Annotated in this window: 13 protein-coding genes and 2 tRNA genes; 1 reads left to right on the plus strand and 14 read right to left on the minus strand. The window is 65.6% G+C overall.

Annotated features, from left to right (window positions below; all coding sequences use genetic code 11):
- Nucleotides 1–1,326, plus strand: a complete 1,326-nt coding sequence (locus tag BLR25_RS21485; protein WP_218122601.1) for an HNH endonuclease — start codon at nt 1–3, stop codon at nt 1,324–1,326.
- A 117-nt stretch (nt 1,327–1,443) separates the two neighbouring features.
- Here the strand turns inward: BLR25_RS21485 and BLR25_RS02935 are convergent.
- The 14 genes from BLR25_RS02935 to cobM form a co-directional block, all read right to left on the minus strand.
- Nucleotides 1,444–1,520 (minus strand) — tRNA-Arg (locus tag BLR25_RS02935).
- Nucleotides 1,521–1,643: 123 nt separating this feature from the next.
- Nucleotides 1,644–1,720 (minus strand) — tRNA-Arg (locus BLR25_RS02940).
- 42 nt (nt 1,721–1,762) lie between these two features.
- Complete coding sequence (cobA, locus tag BLR25_RS02945) at nt 1,763–2,518, minus strand: uroporphyrinogen-III C-methyltransferase (RefSeq protein WP_091933040.1); 756 nt, start codon at nt 2,516–2,518, stop codon at nt 1,763–1,765.
- 10 nt (nt 2,519–2,528) lie between these two features.
- Complete coding sequence (locus BLR25_RS02950) at nt 2,529–3,836, minus strand: cobyrinic acid a,c-diamide synthase CobB (RefSeq protein WP_091933044.1); 1,308 nt, start codon at nt 3,834–3,836, stop codon at nt 2,529–2,531.
- A gap of 2 nt (nt 3,837–3,838) precedes the next feature.
- Nucleotides 3,839–4,444: a cob(I)yrinic acid a,c-diamide adenosyltransferase gene (gene cobO, locus BLR25_RS02955; RefSeq protein WP_091933048.1), complete on the minus strand. Its 606-nt coding sequence runs from the start codon at nt 4,442–4,444 to the stop codon at nt 3,839–3,841.
- 17 nt (nt 4,445–4,461) lie between these two features.
- On the minus strand, nt 4,462–5,451 hold the full coding sequence (gene cobJ, locus BLR25_RS02960) for a precorrin-3B C(17)-methyltransferase (RefSeq protein WP_091933052.1): 990 nt from the start codon (nt 5,449–5,451) through the stop codon (nt 4,462–4,464).
- Nucleotides 5,448–5,843, minus strand: coding sequence for a cobalamin biosynthesis protein (locus BLR25_RS21170; protein ID WP_176785725.1), 396 nt, complete (start codon nt 5,841–5,843; stop codon nt 5,448–5,450). Before BLR25_RS21170 ends, cobJ begins: the two co-directional genes overlap by 4 nt.
- The gene (locus BLR25_RS02965) at nt 5,840–6,760 is read right to left on the minus strand and encodes a cobalamin biosynthesis central domain-containing protein (RefSeq protein ID WP_176785726.1); all 921 of its coding nucleotides are present in this window, start codon (nt 6,758–6,760) and stop codon (nt 5,840–5,842) included. The genes BLR25_RS21170 and BLR25_RS02965 overlap by 4 nt, the downstream gene beginning before the upstream one ends.
- The gene (cobI, locus tag BLR25_RS02970) at nt 6,753–7,547 is read right to left on the minus strand and encodes a precorrin-2 C(20)-methyltransferase (protein ID WP_091933056.1); all 795 of its coding nucleotides are present in this window, start codon (nt 7,545–7,547) and stop codon (nt 6,753–6,755) included. Before cobI ends, BLR25_RS02965 begins: the two co-directional genes overlap by 8 nt.
- On the minus strand, nt 7,540–8,829 hold the full coding sequence (gene cbiE / locus BLR25_RS02975) for a precorrin-6y C5,15-methyltransferase (decarboxylating) subunit CbiE (protein WP_091933061.1): 1,290 nt from the start codon (nt 8,827–8,829) through the stop codon (nt 7,540–7,542). The genes cobI and cbiE overlap by 8 nt, the downstream gene beginning before the upstream one ends.
- Nucleotides 8,826–9,983: a cobalt-precorrin-5B (C(1))-methyltransferase gene (locus BLR25_RS02980; RefSeq protein ID WP_091933066.1), complete on the minus strand. Its 1,158-nt coding sequence runs from the start codon at nt 9,981–9,983 to the stop codon at nt 8,826–8,828. Before BLR25_RS02980 ends, cbiE begins: the two co-directional genes overlap by 4 nt.
- Nucleotides 9,980–10,654, minus strand: coding sequence for a precorrin-8X methylmutase (locus BLR25_RS02985; RefSeq protein WP_091933070.1), 675 nt, complete (start codon nt 10,652–10,654; stop codon nt 9,980–9,982). Before BLR25_RS02985 ends, BLR25_RS02980 begins: the two co-directional genes overlap by 4 nt.
- A 6-nt stretch (nt 10,655–10,660) precedes the next feature.
- Nucleotides 10,661–11,572 (minus strand): sirohydrochlorin chelatase, encoded by a 912-nt coding sequence (locus BLR25_RS02990; protein ID WP_091933074.1) that lies wholly within the window; start codon nt 11,570–11,572, stop codon nt 10,661–10,663.
- Between the two features lies 1 nt (nt 11,573).
- Nucleotides 11,574–12,368: a precorrin-4 C(11)-methyltransferase gene (gene cobM, locus BLR25_RS02995; RefSeq protein WP_091933077.1), complete on the minus strand. Its 795-nt coding sequence runs from the start codon at nt 12,366–12,368 to the stop codon at nt 11,574–11,576.
- Between the last annotated feature and the right edge of the window lie 6 nt (nt 12,369–12,374).

Raw genomic sequence — 12,374 nt, forward strand, 5'->3', positions numbered from 1 at the left:
ATGAAAGGCCAGGTTTTTACCGTCGCAAAGCTCCACTATATAAACGGTGTTGTCTATTGTGTGGCAGACCTCAAGGGCGCGGATATAGCGACTCTCGCCAGGCATAATGATTTGACTACCAAGAGTGGCTCGGCGAAGCATCCTGCTGTGCGTGTTCGGACGTTGGTGCGTTTTGCTGCTGGCCTTGGTTTGCTTGATGCGACAGGAGACCAAGTAAAAACGACTGATCTTGGCGCGCTCTTCTGTGCGGCGCGTACGGTTGATACATGGGAAATGACGGATCGGCAAAAAGAGATGTTGCGTCATCATTTGGATGAGAACCCTCAAGGTACGGCAACTCTTCATTCGCTCTCGTCCTTGCTAAGACTTGTTAAGGGTGGATTGCAAGGTGAGGACCTTGTGAATGCGTATGCCTCCGCGATTGAAAAGACCGGTGCTTGGCGATCTAAGGTGACATCCGTCGGTTTCACAAAGTTTGGCCTAGATTACTTAAAGGAACTTGGTCTTATTCCTGGCAATGAAATGCTTTCCCGTGGTGCGACGAACGGATCTGGGAGGGGGAGGAGTGGTGATTCTGAGGGCGATAGAAAGAAACGGAATCCCAAATGGAGCAGGGATGAGCTGATTTTGGCGTTAGACCTTTATCTGCAGCAAAAACAGTCGCCAGTGGCAAAAGATAGCAAGGACGTTTTGGAGCTCTCCAGTTTTCTGAATCGGCTCGGTGTGGCTCTTGGTGTTGTTCAAAATGAGGCGTATCGGAATTCGAACGGGGTCTATATGAAGTTGATGAATTTTCGTCATCATGATCCCGACTATACGCAAGGTGGTCGCGTCGGTTTGGGAAGGGGTAATAGGGATGAGGCGGTTGTTTGGCAAGAGTTCGCCGCTAGTCCTGCACGCTTGGCTGGAGTTGTTCGTGCGATAAAGGCTGCGGTGATGGAGCCGTCTGTTTCTCAGACGATTGAACTCGATGAGCCGGGTTTCGTACAGGCGGAAGAGGGGGCTATTTTGACGCGCCTACATCGGATTCGCGAGCGAAGCAGGAAGTTGATTGAAGGAAAAAAGAAGGCGTTTCGGGATGCTCACGGAAAATTATTCTGTGAAGCATGTGGCTTTGACTTTTGCGACAAGTACGGCGCAACTGCCTCTCACATTATTGAGGTTCATCACACGAAACCTTTGCACACGTTGGAAGAGAGGGCTGTTACTAAGCTAGATGACCTCGCGATGTTGTGCCCAAATTGTCATCGAGTCGTCCACTCTAAGAAACAGTGGCTGACCGTGAGTCAGGTGAAAGATTTGATCGTTAGCAACGTCAAAAATTAGCGAGGGTAATGGCTGTAGGTTGGTGCAAGTGCGACACATTTTTGTCACAGCAATGCCATAAAACAAAAAAGCCACTCGGTTAAGAGTGGCTAATTTGTTTGTTTTCAAAAAGTTACGTGGCGCGCCCGGAGCGATTCGAACGCCCGACCCCTTGGTTCGTAGCCAAGTACTCTATCCAACTGAGCTACGGGCGCTACGCGTTTTTGAAGTCGCGGATTGTACAGGTCAGCTCGGCAAGAGTCCATGCCCGCGTGCGTTTTGCGGCCCCAAAAACAAAAAAGGCCGATTCCTGGTGGAATCAGCCTTTTCCTGAATGCTGGCGCGCCCGAGACGATTCGAACGTCCGACCCCTGCCTTCGGAGGGCAGTACTCTATCCAGCTGAGCTACGGGCGCGCGGAGGGTGCGAACTATAGCTTTTTTGGCCCTTTTCGTCCATCACTTTGATGCGGCGGACGTTTTTCCGGCCAGCGTGAGCACGCTGCCGACGACGATCAATGACGGCGGCTTGACGGCTTCGGCAATCGCCGTCGCTTCGAGATTGGCCAGCGTCGTCGGGATGAAACGTTCCTCGGGATGCGTCGCCTTGTAGATCATCGCCGCCGGGGTGTCGCCCGGTAGCCCGTGGGCGATGAGTTGTCCGGAGATGATGTTGAGACCGGTGATGCCCATGTAGAACACCAGTGTCTGGCCGGGGCGGGCGAGCGCCGGCCAGTCGAGGTCGATCGTGTGGTTCTTCAGGTGGCCGGTGACGAAGACACAGCTTTGCGCGTGGTCGCGGTGCGTCAGCGGAAAGTGGCAGCTTGATGCGGCGCCAAGTGCAGCCGTGATGCCCGGCACGATCTCGACCGAGAAACCGGCTTCGATCAGCTCTTCCATCTCCTCGCCGCCGCGGCCGAAGACGAAGGGATCGCCGCCCTTGAGGCGGACGATGTTCTTGCCCGAACGGGCGAGGTCGACGAGCAGGCGGTTGATGTCTTCCTGCGGCAGCGTGTGCTGTCCGGCCTTCTTGCCGACGTAGATACGGTCGGTGGTGGACGGGATCATGTCGAGGATGCCACTGCCAACGAGATTGTCATAAACGACGACGTCGGCCTCGCGGATCAGGCGCGCCGCCTTGAGCGTCAGCAGTTCGGGATCGCCGGGGCCGGCGCCGACGAGGGTCACGGTACCAAGTTTCTCTGTCGTGCTCATGTTCTTTCCTTCACGATGCAACCGGCATGGCCGGGTCGAACAACGAGGCGGTGGCCTCGGGATTGGAGGGGAAATAGAAATGAAAATAGGAAGCGGTGAGGCGTCGTTGCCGCCAGACCGGCTCGCCGACCCGGCCGTCGGTCTTTTGCGCCTGGGCGAGCGGCGGCAGCGGACTGTCGCAGCGCGAATGATGGAAGGCGTGGCCGCGCAGCGTGCCTTCGGGCAGCGCGACTTCCTGCGAGCCGAGCGCGGCGAGGCGCTTGCCCATGACCGTCTGGCCGGCCAGCAGGCCGAACATCGCGTGGGTTTGCCCGTCGAGATCGACGAGGCGCTCGAAGACCGACATCATGCCGCCGCATTCGGCGAGCAGCGGCTTGCCGGCGTCGACGTGGGCGCGCAGCTGCGCCGCCAGATCGGTGCGGGCGGCTAGCGCCGGCGCGTGCAGTTCCGGATAGCCTCCGGGCAGCCAGGCCGCGTCGCAGTCGGGCAGGGCGTCGCCAGCCAGCGGCGAGAAGAAGGTGAGTTCGGCGCCGAGCGCCGTCAGCAGTTCGAGGTTGGCCGGGTAAATGAAGCAGTAGGCGGCGTCGCGGGCGATGGCGATCCGTCGCCCTTGCAGCAGTGCCGGTTGCGGCGCCTGGTCGGGCACGGCGAAGGTGACCGGCGGCGGCAGTTCGGCCAGCGGCGTGTCGGCGAGTGCGTCGGCGAGCAGATCGATGCGCGCCGTCAGATCGTCGATTTCGGCAGCCGGCAGCAGGCCGAGGTGACGGCTTGGCAGCGAGGCGGCGTCCTGGCGCGGCAAGGCGCCGCACCAATGAATGCCGTCGGGCAGCGCGGCGCGCAGCAGGCCGGCGTGGTGGGCGCTGCCGACGCGGTTGGCGAGGACGCCGTGAAAAGGGACGGCGGGGCGGAAATGGGCGAGGCCGAAGGCGACGGCCCCGAAGGTCTGCGCCATGGCGCGCGCGTCGATCACCGCCAGCACCGGCAGGCCGAAGCGCTCGGCGATGTCGGCGCTGCTCGGCGTGCCGTCGAAGAGGCCCATGACGCCCTCGACGAGGATCAGGTCGTTGTCCTGCGCGGCCTGGGCGAGGCGGGCGCGAATGTCATCTTCGCCGCAGATCCAGAGGTCGAAGTTGTCGCAGGGCTGGCCGCTGGCCATGGCGTGAATCTGCGGATCGAGGAAATCCGGTCCGCATTTGAAGACTTTGACCCGGCGTCCCTGCCGCGTGTGCAGGCGCGCCAGCGCCGCGACCAGGCTGGTCTTGCCGCTGCCCGAGGCGGGCGCGGCGAAGAGCAGGGCGGGACAGCTGCGCTCGGTCATGCTCAGAACTCCATCCCCGGCATGGCGGCGACGCCGGCCTTGAAGGCGTGCTTGACGAGGTCCATGTCGGTGACCGTGTCGGCGGCGTCGATCAGCGCCTGCGGCGCGGCGCGGCCGGTGACGATGACATGCTGCATCGGCGGACGCGCGGCGAGGTCGGCGAGTGCGGCATCGAGGTCGAGCCAGCCGTATTTGAAGGCGTAGGTGAGTTCGTCGAGGACGACGAGGTCGATGCTGGCGTCGGCGAGATAGACGCGCGCCTGTTCCCAGGCCTTGCGGGCGGCGGCAGCGTCGCGCTCGCGATCCTGCGTCTCCCAGGTGAAGCCCTCGCCCATGACGTGCCAGCGGATGTCGGACGCGCGCCGGAAAAAGGCCTCTTCGCCGGTGCCCGAGCGGTTCTTGACGAACTGGACGACGGCAGCGCTGAGGCCGTTGCCGAGTGCGCGCGCGAGAACGCCGAAAGCGGCCGAGGATTTGCCCTTGCCGATGCCGGTGTTGACCAGCAGCACGCCGCGGCGTGTTTTGGCGTCGGCGATCTTCTGGTCGACCACCGCCTTCTTGCGCTGCATGCGGTCCTGGTGCCGCGCGTCCTTGGCGTCGTCACTCATCGTCGTGGCCTGCCCTGTTACTCTTCGCCGCTGTCGTCGGCGTCGGCGAGATCGACCGGCGGATGTTCGAGCACCGAGCGGATATAGACTTCCGGCAGCCGGTATTCGAGCGCCAGTTCGGCCGGCGTCTTGTCGCTGCCGTGGATCGCCGCGAGCCAGCCGTTGAGGCCGGTCGACAGCGACACGCCGGCTTTCTCGCCTTCGCGCGCGGCGCGGTTGCCGACTTCGACGTCATATTTGTTGGCATAGCCGCGCGGCGTGATCATCAGGCCGTGCTTCACGTAGGTGTTGGAGTTGCCGATCAGCACCGTCGTCAGCATGCCGATGTCGGCTTCGGTGAGCTTGTCGAGCGTGGTGAATTCGATGCGCTGCTTCGGGCGGAAAGCCGACTTGACGATCGCCACCGGCGTCTTCGGATCGCGGAACTGCAGGAAGATGCGCTGCGCTTCCTCGATCTGGCGCGTGCGGCGGCCGCTCTTCGGATTGTAGAGCGCGACGACGAAGTCGGCGTAGGCGACGGCGTTGAGACGGCGGGCGATGGTCGGCCACGGCGTCAGCAGGTCGGAGAGCGAGATGGCGCAGAAGTCGTGCGTCAGCGGCGCGCCGACGAGCGAGGCGCAGGTGTTGATCGCCGAGGCACCGGGAATGATTTCGACTTCGATGTCGGAGTCGGGCGTCCAGCCAGCCTGGAAGAGCACTTCGAAGGTCGGGCCGGCCATGCCGTAGACGCCGGCGTCGCCCGAGGAGACGAGCGCGACCTTCTTGCCGAGTTTGGCGCGCTCGTAGGCTTCGATGGCGCGGTCGAGTTCTTCGGCCATCGCCTTCTTGACGATTTCCTTGCCCTCGAGCAGGTCCTTGACCAGGCGGATGTAGGTGGCATAACCGATGACCGTGTCGGCTTCGCCGATCGCCGCGCGGGCGCGGGCGGTCAGGTAGTCGTGGCTGCCCGGGCCGAGGCCGACGAGCATGATTTTTCCGCGGGGGGTGTGGGTGGTGTTTTCGGTCATTCCGGGATCCTTGCGATAGAGACGGTGGCATTGCGGCCGTCGGGGCCGCGGTGGCGAAGTTTTTCGATCAGGAGATGCGTCTTGTCGGCGCCGGCGGCGAGCAGCGCGGCCGCCTCGGAGACCGAGGGCGTGCCGGTGTGCTTGCGCACGGTTTCCGACGGGTTGGGAACATCGACGACGGCGAGTTCGTCGGCGCGGTAGAAGCGGATCGACCAGCCGCGGTCCGCGGCGAGTTCGAGCAGCGCCGGTTCATCGGCCTTGAGGTCGATGCTGCCGACGGCGACGACGTCTTCCCAGCGTTCGCGGCAGACGGCGAGTGCGGCGGTGACGGCGGCGCGCACCGTGGCGATCGGCGTGTCGCGGTCGCAGCCGAGGCCGAGGGCGATTTTCATGCGTCCTCCTGCGGGCGGTAGATGACGCAGCGGCCGGCCAGCGCATCGGCATAATTTCCGGGCAGTGCGCGCTGCGTGACGATCAGGACGGCGGCATAGCGCGCCGGGTCGACGTCTTCGAGCCGGTCGAAACGCGTCAGGTTGGCCGGCAGCGGTCCGCGCCGGCCGTTGGCGTGGCGCGTCCACCAGTCCGGGCTGCCGGCTTCCTGCACGAGCGCGACCGGTTCGTCATTGACGACGGCGGCGCTGGCGTGGACGAGCGCTTCATGCGTGGCGTCGAGCGCCCAGCCGTGTTCGCGGCCGAGCAGATCGACGGCGAGCGTCTCGCGCACGTCGGAGGCGGTGGTGAGCACCGGCGTCGCGCCGAGGACGACGGCAAGCCGACCGGCGAGCGCATTGGCGCCGCCGAGGTGGCCGGAGAGCATCGGGATGGCGAAACGACCTTCCTCGTCGAGCACGACGATGGCCGGGTCGGTTTCCTTCGATTTGAGATGCGGAGCGATCAGGCGCACCAGCGCGCCAAGCGAGAAGATGGCGACGATGCCGTCGACCGCGCCGAAGAGGCGGCCGAGTTCTTCGCCGGTCTTGCCGGTGTAGGCGACGACGGCGCCCGGGGCGCAGCGCTCGGCATCGGCGAGAAATTTTTCCGGGACGTGCAGGCGCGCGTCCGGCAACGCGGCGACGACCTTGCCGGCGAGCGTGATGGCGTGCCGGGTGATGGCGACGACGGCGACGCGTCCGGCGAAGCTCGGGGCCTGCGCCAGCTTCTCGTCCGCCAGTTGCCGGCGCACGGCGCGCAACGATCCGGCCAGACCGGGCTCGATCTTGCCGGGCGCCGCTGTGGCGGGCGTCGCTTTGGCAGCTGCGTCGGCGACCTGGGCGGCCGCCTCACGCAGGGCCTTGAGCCGCTCACGCATTGGCGCGCGCCTCGGCCGCTTCCTTGCGCTGGCGGCAGCCGCGGCGCAGTTCGCCGCGCTGGCGCTTGGCGTTGCGCACAATCAGCAGCGACAGGTAATTGACCGTCTCGCCTTTGAGCGTGGCGAGATCGCGCACGATGCGCTCGTCGGGCGAACCGACCTTCTCGATGAAGCAGCTGGTGGCGAGGATGCCGCGGCGTTCCAGCAGTTCGATCACCTCGTCGAGCAGCGGCTTCACTTTCAGCAGGATCAGCGTGTCGAATTCGTCGAGCATATGCTCGATGACGCCGATGCCGTAGGCGGTCGGGATGATCGCCAGCGTCTCGTCTTCTTCGGCGAGCGGCAGGCCGGTGGCAGCAGCGGCGGCGGTGAAGGAGGAAACGCCCGGAATTGTGTCGACTTCGATTTCCGGCACGATCTCGCGCACGACGCGGGCAAGGTGGCCGAAGGTGGCGAAGGTCGAGGCGTCGCCTTCGACGAGGAAGACCACGTCACGGCCTTCGGCGAGCAGCTCGACGGTCCGGCGCGCGGCGCGCGTCCAGGCCTTGCCGAGCGCTTCGGCGTCGCGCGTCATCGGGAAGACGAGTTCGACCGCGTCGGTCGGGACTGGCAGTCCGCCGTTCTGGACGATCGACAGCGCGTAGGAGATTTCCTGCGCCTTCTTGACCGGATAGATCCAGCGCGCGCCCGATTGCAGCGCCGTCCAGGCGCGCCGGGTAATGAGGTCGGGATCGCCCGGTCCGAGCGAGGCGCCGATCAGTTTTCCGTAAGTTTTCGTGTCAGTCATGGGGAGCTTCCTGCGGTTTGCTGGCGGTGATGATCCAGACGGGGTTCTGGGCCGCCATCCGGTGCATGTCGAGAATCGGTTGGCTGCGGCTCGCTTGCAGCTGGATGACGTCCCACGCGGCGCCGGCGTCGGCGAGCGCGGTGGTGGCGGTGGCGAGGTTTTCGAGGGTGACGAAGTTCATCACCAGCCGGCCGCCGGGGTTCAGGCGGTCGAGGATCAGGCGGATCAGCCCGGCGAGTTCGCCGCCCGAGCCGCCGATGAAGACGGCGTCAGGATTCGGCCAGGTGTCGAGGTGTTCGGGCGCCTTGCCGTCCATCAGCGTGTAGTTGCCGAGGCGGAAACGCGCGGCGTTGGCGCGCGCGTTGGCGGCGTCGCCGGTGTTCTTCTCGATCGCCCAGACGTGGCCGTGCGGCGCCAGGCGGGCGGCTTCGAGGCCGATCGAGCCGGCGCCGGCGCCGATGTCCCAGACCGTCGCAGTCGGCGCGATGCGCAGTTTGGCGAGTGAGACGGCACGCGCTTCCTGCTTGGTGATCAGGCCTTTTTCCGGGCTGCGCTGGAGGTATTCGAGATCTTCCAGGCCGAAGGCCGGCATCGGTGCCGCGGCACGCCGCTGCACCAGTACGACGTTCGGCGTCGGGAAGTCGGTGGCGGCGGCGACGTCGAGCGTCAGTGCCGGGAACAGCGTTTCGTCGGGCAACTGCAGCCGGCAGGCGATCGACAGCGTGATCTCGTCGTCGGCATAACCGGCGAGACGTAAGGCGCGGGCGAGCCGCGCCGGGGTGTTTTCGGGGCCGGTGAACAGGAAGACCGTCGGGTTCAGCGCGATGGCGCGCATCGCGGCGTAGAGGCCGTGTGCCGGCGTCGCGCCGACGCACCATTCGCCGGCATCCTTGCCGTGGCAGGAGGCGATAGCGATGTCATTCCATGGCTGCTTGAACCGGGTGCAGGCGAGTTGCAGCGTCGACAGATTCGGCAGGATGTCGAGCTTGCCGCCCAACTTGCCGTCGAGCCAGGCGGCGAGGCCATGACAGAGCGGGTCGCCGGTGGCGAGCACGACGACCGGCTGGCCGGCGGCGAGTGCATCGCGGCTCCAGTCGGCGACGGCGGCGAGCGCGCCGTCCATGTCGTGGGTGATGGCGCCGGCAGCGAGATGCGGGCGCACGAGCTCGAGCGTGCGGCCGGCGCCGATGACGACGCGGGCGGCAGTGATGCGTTCGTGTGCGGCATCGGTGAGTCCGGCCCAGCCGTCGTCGAGAATGCCGATCAGGGTGCAGTGGCTCATGCCGTGGGCTCCAGTGCTTCGGCTTCGTCGACACGGACGATGAATTTGCCGTCGAAGTCGCAGGCCAGCACGCAGAGGTGGTACTTGCCCGGATAACAGAATTTCAGGCTGCGGATCGCGCGTTTGGCGATGGCGCGGTGGAACTCCTCCGACAGGCCCAGCGCGACGAGGCGATCGGCGGCGAAGCGCGCCGTCTCGGCCGAACGGATCTCGGCGACGAGGTCTGGGGCGGCGCCGACTTCCTGCGCGCATTCGGCGAGCAGGTCGCGGTCGATCTCGGCCTTCCACGCGTGGGTCACGGCGAGGCCCTGGCCCATCTTGGTCAGCTTGCCGGCCATCGCGCCAATGTAGACGCGCGCCATCTTGTTCTTGATCGCCGCCTGGAACGCCGCCTTGACGAAGTCGCCCATCTGCACGAAGCAGGATTCGTCGAGCGCCGGCAGTTGGCCCATGGCGAACTTTTCGCTGCGTCCCCCGGTGGTGAAGACGATGTCGGTCTGGCCCTGCTTGGCGGCGACGTCGATCGCCTGCACGACGCTGGCGCGGAAGGCCGCGGTCGAATAGGGGCGGACGATGCCGGTGGTGCCGAGGATCGAGATGCCGCCGAGAATGCCGAGACGGGCGTTGAGCGTCTTCTTCGCCATCTCGTCGCCGCCCGGCACCGAGATCGTCACTTCGAGACCGTCGTTGTCGAGCAGCGCGCCGGCGACGGCCTGCACGTTTTCGGTGATGTTGCGGCGCGGCACCGGGTTGATCGCCGGTCCGCCGACCTCGAGGCCGAGGCCTTCCTTGGTGACGGTGCCGACACCTGTACCGCCCTTGAGGACGATCTGCCCGGCTGCGCCCGGCAGGCGCCGCACGTCGGCGGTGAGATGCGCGCCATTCGTCGCGTCCGGATCGTCACCGGCATCCTTGATGATGACGGCATGAGCAATGCCGTCGGCAAGGTGGCCGTCGGTGACCGGGAAGCTGATGTCATGGCCGTTGGGGAGATGCGAGACGATGACATTCGGGACTTCGCCGTTGACGAGGCCGAGTGTCGCCGCACGCGCCGCCGCGGCGGCGCAGGCACCGGTCGTGAAGCCGCTGCGGCCGCCGCGCTTGCGCTTGGCGTCGCCCTTGCGGACTTTCTCGGGGGCGGGGCTGTCGCTCATGCCACCTTCTTTTGCTCGGCTTCGGCGAGCCCCAGCAGGGCATGCACGGCGGCGACGACGAGCGTCGATCCGCCCTTGCGGCCCTTGATTGCGACCCAGGGCACTTCGTTCAGCGTCATCAGCTCATCCTTCGACTCGACTGCCGAGACAAATCCCACCGGCATGCCGACGATCAGCGCCGGGCGCACGCCCTCTTCGCGAATCAGGCGGATGACTTCGAGCAGCGCGGTCGGTGCGTTGCCGATGGCGACGATGCCGCCTTCGAGCTTGCCGAGACGGTGCGCCTTGCGCATGGCTTGCACGGCGCGGGTCGTGCCCTCGGCGTGGGCGCGCTCGATGACGTCGGCATCGGAGATGGTGTGCAGCGTGCTCATGCCGAAATGCGCGAGGCGCGGCTTCGACAGGCCGACGCAGATCATCTCGGTGTCGGCGACGACCGGCGTGCCGCCTTTGAGCACGGCGGCGAGGCCGGCGCGCATCGCGTCCGGGTGGAACAGCGTGAGGCCGTTGAATTCGAAGTCGGCGTTGGCGTGGATCATGCGGCGCACCAGCGGCCATTGTTCGGCGGTGTAGGCGTGTGGGCCGGCTTCGGCGTCGATGATCGCGAAGGAGTCATGCTCGATGGCACGGCCGGCGGCGGTCAGTTGTTCGGTAACGATGTTGGTGGTCATAAGCGTTCAGCGATGAGGGTGGGCGTGGTGGCAATGCGCATGTTCATGCGCGTGCTCGGCGTGGCCGGCGCAGGCGCCGGTCCCTGTGTGGCTGTGATCGTGCAGATGCTCGCCTTCGGCGGCTTCGCGATATTTGCAGCCGTCGCATTCGAGCAGTCCGCCGCTGGAAAGTTCGTCGTCACCGATGCGGCGGTCGAGAATTGCGAAAATTTCCGGCTCGAAACCGAAGTAGTTGCCGACTGCGAACGCGACCTGTGGGTACTGCTGCTTGAGGCGCTCGACCTGCGCGGCGATGCGCTCGATCAGCACGCCGGTGAAGAGATAGACCGGCAGGATGCAGATCTGCGTCATGCCGAGCTTGATCTGGCGCTGCACGGCGGTTTCGAGGCGCGGCCAGGTGACGCCGGTGAAGGCGAGGTCGACGAGTTCGTGATCGTTTTCCTCGAAGATCCAGCGCGCCATGCGCGCCAGTTCGCCGTTGGCGCTGGCGTCCGAGGAACCGCGGCCGAGCAGGATGACGCCGGTGGTCTGCGGGTCGGGCACGTTCAGCGCGCGCATCTGGCGATTGAGCTGCCGTTGCAGCACGTCGAGGATGTCGCGACCCATACCGAGGTGGCGGGCAACAACGAAGCGCACCTTCGGATGACGTTCGCGTGCCGCCGCGACCGCCGCCGGCATTTCCATCTTGACGTGTCCGGCCGCATTGAGGATCAGCGGCACGAGGATGACGCCATCGGCATCGCGCGCGGCGCGGTCGAGGCCTTCGTCGAGAAGTACATCGGCATGTTCGATGAAGCAGACATCGATGCGCAATTCGGGATGGCGCTCGCGCCAGGCGGCGGCGAAGCGCTCGATCTCGTCGTTGCCGTCGCGGTTGCGCGAACCGTGTCCGGCCAGCAGGATCGTCGTGCGGAGCATCTTAGTCATTGCCATTGTCCTCGCTGGCCTTGCGGAAACGATGCGTGAAGGTCGGGTCGTAGAGCTTGGAGCGCACCAGGCTTTCCCAGTCGGCGGAGCCGAGCGTCGGGCTGGCGACGATCATCGCCTGGCTGCCGATTTTTTCGTCCTGGCACTTGCGCTTGATGTCGGCGAGCGTGCCGCGCACGATCTTTTCCAGGCCCGGCCAGCTGGCCTTCTGCACGACGAGGATCGGCGCGTCCTCGCGCCAGCCGGCCTCGCGCAGCGCCGCCTGGACTTCGTGCAGCAGCGTGATCGAAAGATAGATGCAGAGCGTGCAGTGGTGGCGCGCCAGCGAGACGAGGTCTTCGCCTTCGGGCATTGGCGTGCGGCCGGCCGTGCGCGTCAGGATGACGGTCTGCGTGACTTCCGGCAGCGTCAGCGATTCGCCGGCGGCGGCCATCGACGCCATCGCCGACGAGACGCCGGGGACCACGGCCCACTCGATGCCGGCGGCGGTGAGCGGACGGGTCATTTCGATCAGCGCGCCGTAGAGGCCGGGATCGCCGGTCTGCAGGCGCACGACGATGGCATTGCGGCTGGCCTGGTCGATGACCCAGGCGACCATTTCTTCGAGCGTCATGTCCTTGGAGTCGCGGATGACGCAGCCTTCGGGCGCGTACATCGTTGCGGCCTGGTCGACGAGCGAACCCGCGTAGAGGATCGCGCCGGCCTGTTCGAGCAGTTTGCGGCCCTTGACGGTGATGAGATCGGGATCGCCGGGACCGGCGCCGATGAACCAGACCTTACCGGCCATGGCAGT

This window comes from Propionivibrio dicarboxylicus (assembly GCF_900099695.1).
In the GTDB taxonomy this organism is placed as follows: domain Bacteria; phylum Pseudomonadota; class Gammaproteobacteria; order Burkholderiales; family Rhodocyclaceae; genus Propionivibrio; species Propionivibrio dicarboxylicus.

Coding starts and splice junctions, on each gene's coding strand:
- BLR25_RS21485 (WP_218122601.1), top strand. CDS start 1: ATGAAAGGCCAGGTTTTTACCGTCGCAAAGCTCCACTATATAAACGGT.
- cobA (WP_091933040.1), bottom strand. CDS start 2,518: ATGAGCACGACAGAGAAACTTGGTACCGTGACCCTCGTCGGCGCCGGC.
- BLR25_RS02950 (WP_091933044.1), bottom strand. CDS start 3,836: ATGACCGAGCGCAGCTGTCCCGCCCTGCTCTTCGCCGCGCCCGCCTCG.
- cobO (WP_091933048.1), bottom strand. CDS start 4,444: ATGAGTGACGACGCCAAGGACGCGCGGCACCAGGACCGCATGCAGCGC.
- cobJ (WP_091933052.1), bottom strand. CDS start 5,451: ATGACCGAAAACACCACCCACACCCCCCGCGGAAAAATCATGCTCGTC.
- BLR25_RS21170 (WP_176785725.1), bottom strand. CDS start 5,843: ATGAAAATCGCCCTCGGCCTCGGCTGCGACCGCGACACGCCGATCGCC.
- BLR25_RS02965 (WP_176785726.1), bottom strand. CDS start 6,760: ATGCGTGAGCGGCTCAAGGCCCTGCGTGAGGCGGCCGCCCAGGTCGCC.
- cobI (WP_091933056.1), bottom strand. CDS start 7,547: ATGACTGACACGAAAACTTACGGAAAACTGATCGGCGCCTCGCTCGGA.
- cbiE (WP_091933061.1), bottom strand. CDS start 8,829: ATGAGCCACTGCACCCTGATCGGCATTCTCGACGACGGCTGGGCCGGA.
- BLR25_RS02980 (WP_091933066.1), bottom strand. CDS start 9,983: ATGAGCGACAGCCCCGCCCCCGAGAAAGTCCGCAAGGGCGACGCCAAG.
- BLR25_RS02985 (WP_091933070.1), bottom strand. CDS start 10,654: ATGACCACCAACATCGTTACCGAACAACTGACCGCCGCCGGCCGTGCC.
- BLR25_RS02990 (WP_091933074.1), bottom strand. CDS start 11,572: ATGCTCCGCACGACGATCCTGCTGGCCGGACACGGTTCGCGCAACCGC.
- cobM (WP_091933077.1), bottom strand. CDS start 12,368: ATGGCCGGTAAGGTCTGGTTCATCGGCGCCGGTCCCGGCGATCCCGAT.